The following is a 17562-nucleotide window of genomic DNA, read 5'->3' on the forward strand; positions in this document are numbered from 1 at the left end:
CAGCCAAAGCAGCTGGATGTGACCCGTTCTTTTTTAAAGAAGAACGAACATTGGGAGGTATTTAAGATTTGTCTAGTATGAGGACTAATGGTTACCTTGTCGAAGAATTTGCTTTAGGGCAAGCCGAAAAAAGAGCTAAGAGACTATTTACGTATTGAGCTTTATTACCAGTGGATCGGGTCTTCCCGATCAGGAACCGGTAATATTCATGTTTTATGTTTGGCAGCAAGCGTCAAACCGATTTAAGACGTGTTGTATCCCAAAAGGCAACACTACACATCCCAATTTAGCTTCTTTAATCATAATTCCATTATGCCGACACATCTACACTTACTTTGGCCTCGACGAGGGGTCATTATTCTCGCCCTTTCTTTAATGGCGAGCGCTGTTTTTGCTCAACTTAACGTAAACGTTACCGGAACGAACATCCCTTGTTTCGGGTTGTCTAACGGAACGGCAACCGCTGAGGTGACCAACGGAACCCCCCCATTTTCCTATATGTGGAGTAATGGAGGCACAACCTCCACCATCAGTAACCTGAATGCCGGAACTTTCTCGACAACCGTTACGGATGCCAATGGGGCTACGGGCCAGGGGAGCGTTACGATTACGCAACCAACCCGTGTAACGGCAACCATCACCGACCCCGATCAATGTGTTGGTCCTTACACCATTGCTGCAGAGCCTCAGGGTGGAGTGGTCCCTTATACCTATAACTGGTCTACCGGAGCCGATACCCGTGGTATCAGCGTGCCGGCGGGTGATTACTGTGTAACGGTAGTAGATGCTAATCTTTGCGGATACGTTGCCTGTACCTCCATCTCGGATGATCCGCCAACCGTCAGCCTCGTGGAGGTAGATGCTCAGTGTAATGGATCCGATGATGGTGCAATTACGGCAACACCATCTGGGGGCATTGCACCTTACACCTACATTTGGTCGAACGGACAAGCAGGACAAACCATCACTGGCCTTGCTCCCGGCCCTTACCGCGTTACTCTCACAGACAGCCGGGGATGCACGGCAACGGCAACTACCCTTATTGAAGAACCAACCGCCCTTACCGGTAGCATCTTTGGTGATGCTACCGTCTGTCCGGGTGTAGTAGATGCTTTTATCCGTATTGCTCCCAGTGGCGGTACACCTCCTTACTCCTATAACTGGGAACCCGGAAATTTCACGGGCCAGGGAGTCGGCCCTCTTGGCCCCGGTACTTACTCGCTTACCGTTACTGACGCTAATGAGTGTACCCTGGTTGATACCTACGTTATTACTGAATCTGAAGAGGTAGAAGTACAAATTACGGGAGACAGGCTGCTTTGTGGCGTAAATACCACCGGCACCCTTTCCGCCAGTCCGTTAAACGGACCGGTAAGCCAGTATACTTACGAGTGGAGTACTGGCGCAACAACCCCTTCCATTAGCGGAGTTGGGGCAGGCACCTACACCGTCACCGCTACTGACGTAAACGGTTGTACGGGTACAGCTACAGCTACAGTTAGAGTTATTGACCTGAGCGTTTCGCTTAGCAGTACCCCAACTACTTGTTCTGATGAAAACGACGGTACCGCAACGGCAACTGCTTCTGGTGGAGATCAACCTTACGCTTACCAGTGGTCAAACGGCGGAACTACCGCAACGATCACTGACCTTCTGCCAGGAGTCTATGGCGTTACGGTAACGGAAGCCAACGGTTGTAAGGCCACCGGATCTGTTCAGGTCGGCATGCCTGCACCACTACGGATTACGGCTACCCCTACGAACGTTACTTGTAACGGGTTTAATGACGGTGCTATTCAGGTCGTCGTGACCGGTGGTACGCCACCTTATACCTTTTTGTGGAGTGATGGAGCAATGACCGAAGACCGGACCGGACTTATCGCTGGAACTTACGGCGTAACCGTAACAGATGTGAACAGCTGTACGGTTAATACCTCCGTTACCATTTCTGAGCCAACCGCACTTGACCTTCAGGGTGATGTGACCAACGTGGCCTGTAATGGTGATGCCTCAGGAAGTATTGTCGTTACCGCTTCTGGCGGCACCCCAAATTATACTTACGTCTGGGACGACGGCTCTGCAGGCCCTGTCCGGAATAACCTGGCGGCTGGCAATTATACCGTTACCGCAACCGATGCCCGTGGCTGCAGTTTGGTCGCTTCCTACACGGTGACCCAACCAACTGCCATCGTCCTTAGTGGCGTTACGACGGATGTTGATTGTTTTGGTGATAGCGATGGCGCTATTGACCTTACCGTTATGGGAGGTTCGCCTGCTTACATCTATCGTTGGAGTAACGGTGCCAGAACCGAAGACATCAGTGGCCTTGTTGCCGGAAGCTACCGGGTGACCGTTACCGATGGTAATGAGTGTACCGAAACAGCCACCTTTACCATAACTGAGCCTACTGATATTACCCTCTCCGCAACGCCGACCAACGTCAATTGTGGAGGAGGTGATGATGGAGCGATTTCCGTAACTACCAGCGGAGGTACCCAACCTTACACCTTCCTGTGGAGTAACGGTGCTACAACTGAAGACCTGAGTGGCCTTACTGCAGGAACTTACTCACTTACTGTAACCGACGCCAACGGATGTACCAAATCAGTTTCCGTTACCATTAGCGAGCCACGCGCACTTAACGGATTTGCCCAAATTACCCCGGTTGCCTGTCAGGGAGAGGCAACCGGTGCCATTAACCTTACGGCTGAATTTGGTACACCAGCTTATACCTTCCTATGGAGTAATGGTGAAACCACTGAGGACATTATGAACCTCGCCGCAGGTAACTACACCGTGACGATCACGGACGCCAACGGATGTACCCTCGTTCAGACTTATACCGTAAGCACGGTGAACCCGATCTTCATCGAAGGGACTGTGGATCCAGTTAATTGTAACGGTGAAAGCAGCGGAGGTGTTAACCTTACCGTCTCTGGCGGTTCCGGCACCTATGCTTTCATGTGGAGCAACGGTACTAATAATGAAGACCTGACCAATGTTCCCGCCGGTACCTACACCGTCTCAGTGACGGATGCTAATGAATGTACGGGAATGGCCACCTTCGAAGTGACCGAACCGGCTGCGATTACCCTGGCCATTACTAATCCCGATATAGTTTGTGGTGGTACCAACTCAGGTTCCATTACGGTTTTCCCCGCAGGAGGAACGGCCCCTTACACCTATCTGTGGAGCAATGGCGCTACCGGAAACGTAATTAACAATATTCCCGCCGACACCTACACCGTCACCGTCACCGATGCCAATGGATGTACGGATGTAACCGCTGGGATCGTTCTGGGCGAGTTACCCGAATTGACCTGTGAGGTTGTTGTTGACCAGCAATCTACCGACGGCACCAATGGTGTACTTTCCGTAAACGTCGATGGTGGAACCCAGCCTTACACTTACCTCTGGAGTAATAATGCAACTACGCCTACGATTAGTGGCTTAGCCTCAGGTACTTATTCCGTTACGGTTACTGACTTCTCGGGTTGTACCACCGAATGCACCGGCACGCTCCGGGCATTGGCAGGACTGGGCGACTTCGTATGGGAAGACTTTAACGTCAATGGTCAGCAAGATGACGGCGAGCCGGGCATCTTCGACTACCCCGTGTATCTGAAAAACGCAGCCGGTGGGATCATCGATTCCACCCGTACAGATATGGACGGCTTCTACTCCTTCATGGGCCTCGAGCCAGGAACCTACTCCGTGCTTTTCATTGAAGCACCGGGAGGTATCCGCACTCTTGCCAATACCGGGGACGACGCTACGGATAGTGACGGTGATCCGGCGATGAATGGCATGACCCAGCAATACACACTGGCACCCGGTGAATTTAATATGACCGTTGATGCCGGTTTCTTCGCCGAACCCGGTGGCGCCATTACCGACCCCTGTAACTGCCTGAACAATAACACAACTGACTTTGACGGACAGTTTACTGAAGTACTGGAGGTAACGGCGAGTCCCGGACAGACCTGGACGATCCTGTCTAATACCAACATGTACTTCCTGGACAGCCCCGACCCACCACTGGCGCCTATTCCGGTACCGGTAGGAACGGTTATCCCCCAAACGGAAATCCGGGATGGAAACATTGCGGTATATTCCCTTGAGTTCCTGTTGGTCGACAGCTTCGAATACACGACTGTTTTAACTAATGGTGCTTACACGCTCGAAATCGGAAACCAGTGTTTTTATCCGGTAGTACGTTACGTTACGGCACCACCTGAAGAAATTTGCCGATTTGATTTACCATTACTCCTTGACGGGTTCGGGTTGATCAACGGGGAACCTCTTCCAGGGGAAGTCATATTTACCGTAAACGGCGTAGTTGTGTCAGAACTTGATCCCTCAATGCTGCCGGCTGGCGAGAATACTATTACCGCCAGTTTTGTACCTGAGGATGAGGATGAATGTATCGCCGATGAAGAACTCATCTTTATCGTTGTTGATGATTGCCCCGCCAAGATTGGTGACTTTGTGTGGCAAGACACCAACGGCAACGGACAACAGGACCCCGGTGAGCCAGGTATTGAAGGCGTCAAAGCCATCGTAACCAGCCAGGACGGAACCTACATGGATATGGCGTTCACCGACGAAACGGGTATGTACATGTTCTTCGTACCTCCCGGCACCTACAAGGTCACCTTCGACGCGCCGGACGGCTTCCTGCCCACTACCGGAAACTCCGGCAATGATGAAACGGACAGTGATATCATGGGAGACATGATGATGACCGGCTTCTACACCGTAGGACCTGACGAGATGGACCTGACAATTGACGCTGGCTTCATCGTTCCGTGTATCGCCAATATCATTAATCCTGGTACCATTGCTTCCAGCCAGACAGTCTGTGGCCCGGGGAACGTCCCTCAGCCATTCGTAGAGATTGCTCCGGCTACCGGAGGACAAGGAGAAATTCAGTACCTCTGGATGTTCAACGTAGAGGACCCTGGCCAGGATATTACCTTCTGGCAGGCACTGCCCAACTCCAATAGCCCGAACTTCGCACCGGGGCCGGTCTACCAGACAACTTACTTTACCCGCTGTGTGCGTCGGGACAATTGTAACTATCTCGAAAGTAACGTACTGACGGTCGAAGTCGGTGATGATGCAGTAGCTCAGATCAGCGGGCCGAATGTAGTCTGCGTAGGCGAGGAAGCCATCTTCCAGGCGGTTAACCCTGGTAATGGAGCGAGTATCTCCTGGAACTTTACCGGGTCCTCCAGCGTGGAGAGTGCGTCTACCCCAACGGTTACAACAACCTGGGCAACCTTCGGTTCCTTCAGTGCTACCCTCACCGTTACGCGTAATGGTTGTACCAGTACCCGTACGTTCAACGTAGCGGTGGTGAATAACCCTAACCGCTGTGGAGGCAACCTTACGGCCAAGGGTGTAATTAATGACCTGGAGGCCCGTGATGTGACCATTGAGTGGGAAGTTCCTTTCGACGGTACTGATTACGAATTTGAAGTGGAACGGTCCGTTAACGGAATTTCTTTCCTCCCCATTGCCGATCAGGTAGTACCAGCTTTTGTTTCTGGCAATGATATGGCCATGTTCCGCCAGGGTGACGTAAGCCCGCTTGCCGGCCGGACCTTCTACCGCGTTCGGATGATCGATCCCGTTTACGGCGATATGATCTCCAACGTAGTTGAAATCCAACTAGCCGGACCGGTTAATTCTCTGGGCCGGATTTTCCCGAACCCGGCACGTGAAGGCATGATTCATATTGAAATGACGGATGCCTCCAGCAATGAAGGCGACGCCAGCATCCAGCTGTTTGATGTTCGTGGTAACGTGGTCGGGCCACGCATTTTCCTGCAACCAGGTACGGGCGTGATCAACCTCCCGTCTGCCGGAGTTGCCGCAGGTGTATACTTTGTTCGCATGGCAGTTGGTGATCAGACGGAAACTCACCGGGTGATCATTAACTAAGCACTCCTCCTGACGCTCAGGAATCAGCCCCTTATCTCTTTCATCGGAGATAAGGGGCTTTTTTTGGCGCGGACGTAGGTGCAGGGAAGGTTAGAAAGAGGCAGGGTAGGGGACGTTGAACCTATTGTATTGGAAAAAGCGAACTTTGAACGCTTATCGTCCTGCATGCGATGAACTTTCTCCAGCTACGCTAACAGAATGGTGCAGCGGAGGAGAAAATGCTAAAGCCTTAGGGCGAGTCCACATCCTTCTCCCTTGCGCCTTAATCCCTTTACCTTGCACCTGCGGCCCCGCCCAAACACCTACCCTCAGACCCAAAAATCCACAATTGAAGCTTATCTCCCACAGGCAATTAGTACGCCTTAATAATCAAGGACTTTCCTGCCAAAAGAAAAAGGCGTAATTTTGCGGCCGCAAAACGCTCCGCCTTATGTTGAATGTAAATGACCTGACGGTACAATTTGGTAAACGTGTCCTCTTCAATGAGGTCACCCTACAGTTTACTCACGGAAATTGCTATGGCATCATTGGCGCCAACGGTGCAGGAAAATCTACCTTTCTTAAGGTAATTTCCGGCGAGTTGGACCCCACCCGTGGCCAGGTAAGCCTGGAGAAAGGAAACCGGATGGCCGTTTTGAGCCAGAATCACTTCGGTTTCGAAGAGCACACCGTACTGGATACGGTGAAGATGGGCCACGAGATTCTGTACGCCATGGAATTAGAGAAGAACGCCATCTACATGAATCCTGAAGCTACGGAGGCAGATGGGATGCGCGCTGCTGAACTGGAAAATAAGTATGGTGAAATGGGTGGCTGGACGGCCGACTCCGACGCCGCCGAACTGCTGTCAAACATGGGCATCAGGGAAGATCTTCATTATAAGTTGATGGAGGAAATCAGCGGTCCTGAAAAAGTAAAAGTCCTGTTGGCACAAGCACTGTTCGGTAACCCCGATATGCTTCTCCTCGATGAGCCTACGAACGACCTGGATGCCCCAACGGTACATTGGCTGGCTGACTTCCTGGCTGACTTCCAGAACACGATCATCATTGTAAGTCACGACCGTTACTTCCTGGACATGGTCTGCACCCACATTGTCGACATTGACCGCCAGAAAGCCAATATCTACACCGGTAACTATACCTTCTGGTATGAGTCCAGCCAATTGGCGCTCCAGCAACGGGCAAACAAGAACAAGAAAATGGAGCAGAAGCGTGCCGAAATGCTGGAGTTCATTCAGCGGTTCTCGGCCAACGCCTCGAAATCCAAGCAAGCGACGAGCCGTAAAAAGGCACTGGAGAAGCTTAATATTGATGAAATTCAGCCCAGCTCAAGGAAGTATCCTTTCATCGCTTTTCAGCCGGAACGTGAACCAGGAGACCAGATTTTGAAGGTGACCGACCTCAGCAAGACGTCTCCGGACGGAACGGTACTGTTCAGTAACGTGTCCTTTACGATGAACGGCAAAGACAAGATTGCGCTGCTGTCTTCCGAAGCAACTGCTCTGACGGCCTTTTATGAAGTACTGGCCGGAGAAACCGAAGCAGACAGCGGTACGATTGAATGGGGACAAACGATCAGCTTCCAGCACCTGCCCAACGAAAATGCTGAATTCTTTCAGGAGGCCAACGGCCTGGATCTGGTGGAGTGGCTGCGCCAGTATTCCCAAAATAAGGACGAGCAATTTATCCGTGGATTTTTGGGGAGGATGTTGTTTGCCGGAGAAGAAGTACACAAAGACTCCAGCGTACTCTCCGGTGGGGAAAAGGTGCGTTGTATGCTGAGTAAAATGATGCTCAACTCCCCCAACTTCCTGCTACTCGATGAGCCGACCAATCACCTGGATCTCGAATCGATCACGGCGATGAACAATGCATTGGTAGACTTCAAGGGGAGCCTTATCATGAGCAGCCATGACCATAAGCTGGTACAAACTTCTACCAATCGGATCATTGAGATTGCTCCGGGAGGAATGATTGACAGCCTCCTTGATTATGATGATTACCTGACCTCCAAGGAGATAGCCGCTAAGAAGGAAGCCCTGTACGGAATCACGGCCTGACTTATAGGTGTTTAGACTGCTAAAAATAATGTTGCTTTCTCTTTACCTTGAGTTATCAGAAAGTACCTTCGGCTGTTCAAGCCTAAGATTTTGCAAGCATTTGACCATTTCATCATTATTGACTGGAGTTCCCGTAACCGGCCGAGCCCTGCCCGGCCGTCTAAAGATGCCATTTGGGTAGGGGAGGGTACCGCTACGGGTAGGGTGACTACGCGTTATTTCCGGACCCGGCAAACTTGTATCGATTTTGTTACCCGCCGACTGGAAAGATTACATAAAGCGGGTAAGCGGGTATTGGTAGGTTGGGATTTTGTACTTGGCTATCCCAAGGGCTTAGCTAAAGCACTTAAGATAAAAAAGAAACCAGCGTGGTACCGCATCTGGAAACTCATTTCACGCTTGACGCTTGACCATTCGGACAATACTAATAACCGGTTCACAGTTGGTGCGGAGCTGAATCGAAGAATCAGCGTCGGAAGCGGTCCTTTTTGGGGTGTCCCGATTGGTCAGAGTGGTATCTTCCTGGGCGCTAAAAAAGACTTTAGCTATCCTGTCATCAATAAAAGGGCAGTATTGGCCGAAAAGCGATTGGTAGAACTCAGAGTACCGAAAATGCAACCGGGTTGGAAGCTGGCTTATGCAGGAAGTGTAGGTAGCCAGGCGCTGTTGGGAATTCCGAGGGTGCACGAACTCTGCTTCGGGGATAATGAACTGGCCACGAATAGCTATGTATGGCCATTTGAAACCAAGTTTGCAAAAAAACTGCCGGAAGGAGCTGTGGTGGTTCATGCAGAAATATACCCAAGCATGCTTCCCCTGACGGGAAAGGACAAGATAACGGACCGGGCCCAAGTGAGGACTTACGTCAAGTGGCTGCAGTCTGAACAAGCTTCTGGAAGCCTCGCAGATTGGTTGTCGGGGCCAGCAGGGCTGACGAAGCAACAACGAAAACGGGTGCTTCGGCATGAGGGATGGGTGTTGGGAGTAAAGTAGTCAGGGACTCCGGCAGTCTTGCAGGCCCGTAAGATCAGAACGATCAAATGGTGGCTTGTTGACTGGTACTAATAGCGCCTGCGCCAGGAGACTGCTGACTAACAAGCGAAAGCTTTACTAACTGAGCTGGTGTTTGCCCCACTACAAGACTACCAAACTACAAGACTACAAGACTATTTAATTACCTTTGCGCCTCAAAACCGCAAGCCTTCTATGAGTGAAAGGAAAATAAAATCGGCCCTGGTCTCCGTTTACCATAAAGATGGACTGGGACCCATCGTCGATTCACTGCACCAGCAAGGGGTTACCATCTACAGCACTGGAGGTACGGAAACCTTTATTCGGGACCGTGGAATCGGAGTAGTTCCGGTAGAAGACTTAACTGGATATCCCTCAATTCTTGACGGACGCGTAAAAACCTTGCATCCTAAAGTGCATGGTGGCATTCTTGCCCGCCGCGAGCCAGAGCACCTGGGGCAACTTGATAAGTACGATATTCCCGAAATTGATCTGATCATCGTTGATCTTTATCCTTTCGAAGAAACGGTTGCTAATACGGAGGAAGAAGAACTGATTATCGAGAAAATTGATATCGGCGGTATCGCGCTGATTCGTGCGGCTGCAAAAAACTACCGCGATGTGGTCATCGTTCCGAGCCGGGACGACTATGCTACGATTCAGAATGTCCTGGACCAGAAAGGCGGAGTAACGAACTTGATGGATCGTCGGAACCTGGCACGCCGGGCTTTTGCGGTAAGTAGTCATTATGACACCGCCATCTTTAATTACTTCAACGAAGACGGAGGCTTACCTGCCTTTAAGGTGAGCGAAATGCACGCCACGCCATTACGGTACGGAGAAAACCCGCACCAGAAGGCTTCGTTCTTCGGTAGTCTGGAAGGAATGTTCACGAAGCTGAACGGCAAAGACATCAGCTACAATAATCTGGTGGACATCGATGCGGCAGTAGGGATTATGCGGGAATTTGAAAGTGGCGACCCTGCTTTTGCTATCCTCAAGCATACTAATGCCTGTGGCATGGCGGTACGCAAGAGTCAGCTGGAAGCCTGGGAAGCCGCTCTGGCTTCCGACAATGTTTCAGCATTTGGCGGTATCCTGATCACCAACAAGCCCGTAGAGCTGTCTACGGCACAAGAAATAGACAAACTTTTCTACGAAGTACTCATCGCTCCAGATTATACCGATGCGGCGCTTGAATTACTCAGCAAAAAAGGCAAGCGGATTCTGTTACAGTACCATCACCTGGATCAACAGACCCGTAGCTTCAAGACCTTACTTAATGGTGTAGTTGTTCAAGACACTGACCTTAAGACAGAAGGAGCCGAAGACTTTACCGTCGTTACCGATCGTAAACCAACCACTGAAGAGGTGACCGACCTTGTATTCGCTAATAAGTGCGCAAAGCACCTTAAGAGTAATACCATTGCTTTAGTAAAAGACGGGCAGATGATCTCCATGGGGTGTGGTCAGACGAGCAGAGTTGATTCGCTCAAACAAGCCATCGTTAAAGCTAAGGCCTTTGGATTTGACGTGGCTGGCTCAGTAATGGCCTCAGACGCCTTCTTCCCTTTCAGTGATTGTGTGGAAATCGCCCACGATGCTGGCGTGACGGCAGTAGTTCAACCTGGAGGTTCAATTCGGGATAAAGACTCGATTGCCGCATGTAATGAAAGAAATATGGCGATGGTGACCACTGGAATTCGCCATTTTAAGCATTAAACAAAATTTTTAACGTTGGCTTAAGAACCTAAGGCACCCGCCCGTACGTCTTATGGCCGACTATCATGTGATGGGAACAACCACTGATCACCAACTCGCCATCGATATTGGCAATTCTGCGGTAAAGGCCGCAGTCTTCCTCAACGGGGAGCTGATCGGGCCGGTAACCCGCTTTACGGACCAGGAATGGGAAGTGGCGGACCGGCTGGTAACCAACCATGGGGTTAAAAACATCATCTATTCCACGGTGGCAAACGTGCCACCCACTAAGTGGACGGATAAATGGAACACCGACCAACTTACGGTCCTGGCGCTCGGTCCCAACCTGGCGCTTCCTTTCGCCTCCAACTATGAAACGATGGAGACACTGGGGCAGGATCGTATAGCAGTGGTAGCGGGCAGCATTGCCCTGCAACCTTCTTCTGCACCTGCGTCCGCGCCTGAAAAGGCTTCGGCCAGACTGATTGTTGACGCCGGCACCTGTATGACCCTCGATCTGATCGACGGAACGCAAACCTATCTTGGTGGAAACATCAGCCCGGGAATGCGCATGCGGCTGCAAGCAATGCATCACTTTACGGCAAGGTTACCTTTTCCCGAACCTGCGGAAACGCCGGGATGGGTAGGTACCTCTACCAACAAGGCACTTCGTCATGGCGGGCAAATGGGCCTGGTCTATGAAGTAGAAGGACTGTACCATCGTTTGTCGATCGATTTTCCCGAACTGCAACTACTCCTGACCGGAGGAGATGCGGATTGGCTGGCCGAAAAGCTTAGTGTTCCCTTTAGTGTTTACCCCAATCTGGTCCTGCGCGGACTCAATCAAATATTGTCATACTATGTTCAAAACGAATCGTAAACCAAGTCTGCTCCCTTTGCTGCTCCTGCTACTGTGCGGGGTCTCCGGCAATGTGGCCCATAGTCAGGTGACGGACTTTGTTGACATTCGGCCTAAGCTGAACAGTCCACTCAGCCGTTTCGGCCTCGGTAACCCCGTTGATCAGTTCTTTGCCGCTCAAAGCGGTATGGGAGGCCTGGAAAGTACCTACCAGGATGCTTTTCACCTCAATATTGAAAATCCGGCCACGCTGGCAAGCTTGCAGTCGACGAGTTTCGAAGTTGGCGGCTATGGCCGTTCGGCCCAATTGTCTGACAGCAACGGAAGTGCCAATACCTGGCAGGGTAACATGCGGTACCTGTCTTTAGGTTTCCCACTTCGTAATCCCATCAGTCTGAACCTGGATCGCCAGCAAAATATCTGGAATGCAGGTATGGCCTTTACGCTTCGGCCAACAAATGATGTTGGCTACGATCTTGCGATACGGGAAAACAGTACGGACTTTGGCCGGACTTCCAATACCCTCAAGGGTACCGGAGGAACCTACCGCTTTTCCTGGTCGACGGCTTTCCGCTGGAAAGCCTTCTCTGCCGGGGTCAACGTCAACTATAATTTTGGCAAGATCACCAATAGCCGGATTGTGACTTTCGAGGACATCACCGAGTCGCTGGCAAGTGAGTTCGTTGAAGACTTTGCCGTTACCGGAACCAGCCTTGGCTACGGCTTCCAGTATACGCACAACTTCAAGTCAGAGAACGAGAAGGGAGAATTGCTGCCTAATGGCAAACGGATCATCGTTGGCCTTAACGGAAACCTGGGCAATGATCTGAATACCGATGCCAGTACACTGTTTCGCCGCTTCAGCCCGAACAACCAGCTGTTCGTCCGTGACACCCTGATTTTCGAATCAGGACAAAAAGGTACGCTCAGGTTGCCTTCTACCTATTCTTTAGGTGTCGCTTTTGAGGACATTAACAAATTCTTTGTCGGCGTCGAATACGGCAATCGTGCCTTTAGTGATTACCGCAATGATGCACAACCTGATGAGCTCGTAGACGCCAATAGGATTGCATTTGGCATCCAGTATATACCGAATGCCAATTCTTACAATAAATTTGCGCAACGCATCCGCTACCGGGCCGGTTTTCGGCTCGAGCAAGATGGCCGATCCATCCAGGGAGGAGACGGGGCTGATGTCCAGGCAAGACGAAACGCCGTTTCGCTTGGAGTAGGTCTTCCTTTCCGTTTACCACGCCAACAAATCTCTTTTGTTGACCTTGCTGTGGAATTTGGTAAGTTTGGGGTTCCAAACATCCTGGACGAAAACTACATACAATTCACCATGGGCTTCTCGCTTAACGACAACTCGTGGTTCTTCAAACGTAAACTCAACTAATAAATTAACCAACATGCAAACCTTCATTCGCACCATCGCTCTGCTGCTGGTTCTCTGTGCCTCCGCCAGCGTACTGAATGCTCAGTGTGCCAACTGGAACGATTCTTCCGAAAAGGAGAAGGCTGAAAATGCCCACGTTGCTTACCGCAACTTCGTAAAAGGCAAGACCGACCTCTCCACCATGTCTGCCGAAGAATTCGACAATGCTTTCTCTAATTGGGAGATCGCTTACACCATTGCTCCTGCAGCTGATGGTCAGCGCCCCTTCCATTACCGGGACGGACGCCTGTTTTACCGTGCTTTAGCCAGTAAGGAAACTGATGCGGCGAAAAAGAAGGAGTATCAGGAAAAGCTACTTTCCTTTTATGACGAGGAGTTAAACTGCTATCCGGATGCTGAGGCCTATCTCCTTGGTCGTAAAGGCTACGACATGTTCTACCTCCAGGGGTACAGCATGGAAGCCCTGGACGTGCTAAAGATGGCCATGGATAAAGGTGGAGACGATACGGAGTACATTGTACTTGCTCCCCTTGGCCAGCTGTTGAACTACTACTTCAAGACGGAGAAGATCGACAATGCCCGGGTTCGGGAATTGTATGATCAGGCCAGCAAATTTGCCGACGCCAACATCGAGAAAGGTGGCACTTACAAACAGTACTTTGAGGATGCGAAAGCTAATCTCGATGCAAGTGTTCTGGAATTCGCCGATCAAATCTTCGACTGTGACTACTTCAAGGGAGAGTTGATGCCGAAATTCGAGGAGAATAAGACAGACTACGATATTGTGAAGTATATCCTTAGTAAGCTGAAAGAACAAGGCTGCGAAGATACCGACACCGATGTGCAGATGGTACAGGCTACCTACGATGCGATGTATGCTAACCTTAAAGATGAGCAGGAAGTAGAGCGTCGTCGACTCAACCCGCTTTACGACGCCAGTATCCTTATGGATGAGGGCGATTACTCCGGGGCGATCAAGCGCTACGAAGATGCCATTGAGAGTGCGGAGTCCAACGAAAAGAAAGCACAGGCCTACTACCAGATCGCTTCCGTACAATCTGGCAAGTTAAAGCAGTACGGTTCTGCCCGTACTAATGCCAATAAAGCTGCGGAACTGAATCCTAACTGGGGTAAGCCTTACCTCATGATCGGTGACATCTACGCCCGCCTGGGCAGCAGCTGTGGCGACTCCTACCAGCAGCGCCTGGCCGTACTTGCCGCAATGGATAAGTACAACTACGCCAAGCGTGTCGATAGCGAGGTGTCTGGTGATGCCAACAGGCGTATCGCCAACTACCGTGGCTCTATGCCCATTAAGAGTGAGGCCTTCCAGCGTGGCCATAACGAAGGAGACAAGATCAAAGTAGGATGTGGTATCGGTGAAACGGTGACGCTACGGTTCTAAGCTCTGCCTCTAAGTACTGACTGACCCTTTAGCGGCCCGTTCGGATGATTTCCGGACGGGCCGCTTTGCGTTGGTGGAAATATGGATAGGGGGTAGTAGTCAGTATTTAGTTCTCAGGGACCAGCGGTCAGGGTTAAGTATTTAACGATTAGGATTCAGGTTTCTTCCTTCCTGAGCACTGATCATTGAACCTGCCTCCTGATTACTGAATTTTGAATTCCTTTCAGGCGGGGCCGCAGGTGCAAAAAAAAGGTTAGAGGAGCCGTTAACACTGAAAACAAGTTAGTTATGATTATTTTGAAGTCTTTATGCCGCTACTTGTTTACTATTTATCAGGTTTTTTGTCTTAAAATCTTCTGTATGTTTGGTGGGAACCAATTGATCTTAGTAGCTTTACGCGGTAAAAGCGACCCAAGTATTAGTCAATCCTCTAGGATTGGCGAAGTTTAACCATATTAAAGCCTCTTATAAGAGGCGACCTTTTTAATCTTTTTTAATCGTAATCTTATGAAGCAAGTAAAACATTTATTTCTGTTGGCCATTTGCTGCCTTAGCAGCCTTGCGCTGACAGCACAGGTGTATGAAGTCAATCTGGCTGGCATATCCAACCTTAACCTTACACTCAACGACGAGTGTCAAGGTCTCGTCATTCCTGAAATGGTCCTCGCAGGGGACTACGACGTTGATGGCGACGGTTTCCGTCCAGGAAACGAACTGTTCACCATCACTGTAATGGATGGTAACACTGCAAATGGTCCTATCGTGGACGGTTGTGGTGAGTTTACTTACCGTGTTGACGCCATGGACCAGGTCCAGGTTACAGCACCTATCGTTGGTTTTGATGCCCTTGAGGCTTCTGGTGTTGACATCGGATTCTTCTTTCTGGGTGGTACTGCTACCGGAAATACTAACGCTGGCATTACGCAAAACACTGATCTTATTAAGGAGATCGCAAGTAACGGTAATGACCCATTCGGTGGTAATACTGACGCTTACGGTATTTCTATTGACATGACCTTTAGTGCTAACGGTGCTTACTCCGTTGACTACAACTTCATGGGCATTGATCCAGGCTTTGACTTCGGTTTCATCCTGTATGACTTTGAAGGTTTCCCCCTCGATGAAACGATTCTCGATTTCACCGACGAAAACGCCATGGGCTCGATCACTGACCTTCCAGTACAGGCAGGTTCTGTTCTTCGTGTTGGTATCATTGACGACGGCTTCTTTGGCCAGGGAGGTATCAATACCTTCTCTATCAGCAACAGTTCTTTCGATCCAATCGATATCGTTACACCAGTAGTTGGTTTCACTACCACCTGGGGTACTGTACGTGGCGAAGACAAGACTTCTCCAGTAGCTGACGTTACTCCTGATGATATCGACCTTCTTTGTGTCGACTTCGACGGTAACAACGTTTCTACGCTGCCTACTTCTGTTGATCGTTGCTACCTTGTTAACGCTCAGGATGGTTCTACCGTCTTCGGTTCCATGGCATCTGCACTTCGTGCACGCCTGTTGGCTCGTACCCTCAACCCCGTTGTTCCGATCTTTACTGACGGTTGTGTAAATCAGCTTGAAGTTTGTGTAAACGACATCGTTACTTACGGTGAAGATCCTAGCTGTGATGACATTCTTATCACACGCACGTTCACGGCTACTGAAATCGCTATTTGCCCATCTGCTTCAGGTGAGGAAAACGCTCCGGCCGTTGCTTCTTACGAGCTTACTTTCGAGCGTCCATCGCTTGCTGACCTTGATGCTGATAACATCGAAGAGGTAGTAAACTACGAGCAGTGTGGTACTGCTAACCCAACACGTGCTAACTACCCAGCACCACGGGTTAACGATTTCCCATTCCTCGCAATTGGCGGTCGCAACTTCCCACTTATGGACGGACAGGCAGTATGTAACATCGGTGTTACTTTCTCCGATGGCGATCCAATCGTTACTTGCCCATTCACTTACAAATTCGTTCGTACTTACACCGTCATCGACTGGTGTGACCCAAGCGACGTTCGCACCTTCACTCAGGTAGTGAAAGTTGGCGACACTACTGCACCGGTATTCACTGGTCCTAGCGTAGAGCGTAACGAAGCNGGTGACCTCGTATACGGAACCAACGCTGGCAACATCTGTGCTGCTTACCTCCGTCTTGACGACGTATCTGCTGTAGACAACTGTTCTGGCACTAACGTGACCATTACTGCTGAAATCTTCCCTGGTGGCAACGTNAACGGTGCTCCAATCGGTGCTTTCACTGTAGTTCCTGGTGGCACACCTGAACTGTCCAGCGCTATTCCTGCCGGCCGTCACCTGCTGCGCTACACCACTACTGACCAGTGTGGTAACACCAGCATCGACGACTTCTTCTTCGTAGTTCAGGATCAGACGCCTCCGGTTGCTATCTGTGANGANGGNCTGAACATCAGCCTGGCTTCTGCTGGTTCAANCANCGGTTTTGCCGTNCTNACNCCTTCCAACATTGACNNTGGNTCTTACGANGACTGTTCTGNTGTAACGCTGAGCATCGCTCGCGTAAATTCTGCTGACCTGCCAATCGGCAACTACGGCCCTCAGGTAACCCTGACTTGTGCTGACGTTGGAACGGTTCGCGTTGGTCTCCGTGTAGAAGACGCNCTTGGTAACGTAAACTTCTGCTGGTTGGATGTACTTGTTGAAGACAAGCTCCGCCCAACGTGTATCGCACCTGCGAGCACAACNATCACTTGTACTGAGTACAACACAANCCTTCCTGCCGATATTCAGGATGCTACTGANGCTCAGTTGGACGCCATCTTCGGTGCTGCCGCTGGTGTTGACAACTGTAACGTAACCATCACCCAGACAATCTCTGGTGACGTGAACAGCTGTGGTGTAGGTACTTTCACGCGTACCTTCGTTTCTACGGATGACGCTGGCTTCACCAACGTTGGTGCCTGTACGCAGCGCATCGATGTAATCGGTATCCACGACTACCGCCTGACCTTCCCAACCGATGAGTCTGGTGACTGTGCTGANATNCCNGAGTACGCTGGTGTAGGTGCTGAAGAACTGGCTTGTGATCTGATCACGACCACNACTAAGGTTGATACGCTCCGTACCCTGCTCGCAGGTGATGAGTGCTTCAAGCTCCGCATTACTTACGACGTAGTGAACTGGTGTGAGTACAACACGCTTGG

Annotated in this window: 7 protein-coding genes; all 7 read left to right on the forward strand. The window is 50.5% G+C overall.

Annotation, left to right across the window (positions count from 1 at the left end):
* The first annotated feature begins 312 nt into the window (after window positions 1-312).
* The 7 genes from B036_RS31625 to B036_RS0104295 all read left to right on the forward strand — a co-directional run bounded on the left by B036_RS31625 (window position 313) and on the right by B036_RS0104295 (window position 14380).
* Window positions 313-5946, forward strand: coding sequence for an SdrD B-like domain-containing protein (locus B036_RS31625; RefSeq protein ID WP_083926125.1), 5634 nt, complete (start codon window positions 313-315; stop codon window positions 5944-5946).
* A 430-nt stretch (window positions 5947-6376) separates the two neighbouring features.
* Complete coding sequence (locus tag B036_RS0104270) at window positions 6377-8008, forward strand: ABC-F family ATP-binding cassette domain-containing protein (RefSeq protein WP_020567452.1); 1632 nt, start codon at window positions 6377-6379, stop codon at window positions 8006-8008.
* Window positions 8009-8098: 90 nt separating this feature from the next.
* Window positions 8099-9001 carry a hypothetical protein gene (locus tag B036_RS0104275; protein ID WP_020567453.1) on the forward strand — a complete coding sequence of 301 codons (903 nt, stop codon included), beginning with the start codon at window positions 8099-8101 and terminating at the stop codon, window positions 8999-9001.
* Window positions 9002-9214: 213 nt separating this feature from the next.
* Complete coding sequence (gene purH / locus B036_RS0104280) at window positions 9215-10741, forward strand: bifunctional phosphoribosylaminoimidazolecarboxamide formyltransferase/IMP cyclohydrolase (RefSeq protein WP_020567454.1); 1527 nt, start codon at window positions 9215-9217, stop codon at window positions 10739-10741.
* A gap of 70 nt (window positions 10742-10811) precedes the next feature.
* A complete protein-coding gene (locus B036_RS0104285; RefSeq protein ID WP_044101811.1) occupies window positions 10812-11600 on the forward strand; it encodes a type III pantothenate kinase in 789 nt (262 codons plus the stop codon).
* Window positions 11581-12975 (forward strand): hypothetical protein, encoded by a 1395-nt coding sequence (locus B036_RS0104290; RefSeq protein ID WP_020567456.1) that lies wholly within the window; start codon window positions 11581-11583, stop codon window positions 12973-12975. Before B036_RS0104285 ends, B036_RS0104290 begins: the two co-directional genes overlap by 20 nt.
* A 13-nt stretch (window positions 12976-12988) precedes the next feature.
* Window positions 12989-14380 (forward strand): hypothetical protein, encoded by a 1392-nt coding sequence (locus tag B036_RS0104295; protein WP_020567457.1) that lies wholly within the window; start codon window positions 12989-12991, stop codon window positions 14378-14380.
* Window positions 14381-17562 lie beyond the last annotated feature (3182 nt).

Origin of the sequence: Neolewinella persica DSM 23188, assembly GCF_000373105.1 — a bacterium.
Taxonomy (GTDB): domain Bacteria; phylum Bacteroidota; class Bacteroidia; order Chitinophagales; family Saprospiraceae; genus Neolewinella; species Neolewinella persica.

Bases quoted from the DNA above. Each gene is read 5' to 3' on its own strand.
- B036_RS31625 (WP_083926125.1), top strand. From the start codon at position 313: ATGCCGACACATCTACACTTACTTTGGCCTCGACGAGGGGTCATTATT.
- B036_RS0104270 (WP_020567452.1), top strand. From the start codon at position 6,377: ATGTTGAATGTAAATGACCTGACGGTACAATTTGGTAAACGTGTCCTC.
- purH (WP_020567454.1), top strand. From the start codon at position 9,215: ATGAGTGAAAGGAAAATAAAATCGGCCCTGGTCTCCGTTTACCATAAA.
- B036_RS0104285 (WP_044101811.1), top strand. From the start codon at position 10,812: ATGGGAACAACCACTGATCACCAACTCGCCATCGATATTGGCAATTCT.
- B036_RS0104290 (WP_020567456.1), top strand. From the start codon at position 11,581: ATGTTCAAAACGAATCGTAAACCAAGTCTGCTCCCTTTGCTGCTCCTG.
- B036_RS0104295 (WP_020567457.1), top strand. From the start codon at position 12,989: ATGCAAACCTTCATTCGCACCATCGCTCTGCTGCTGGTTCTCTGTGCC.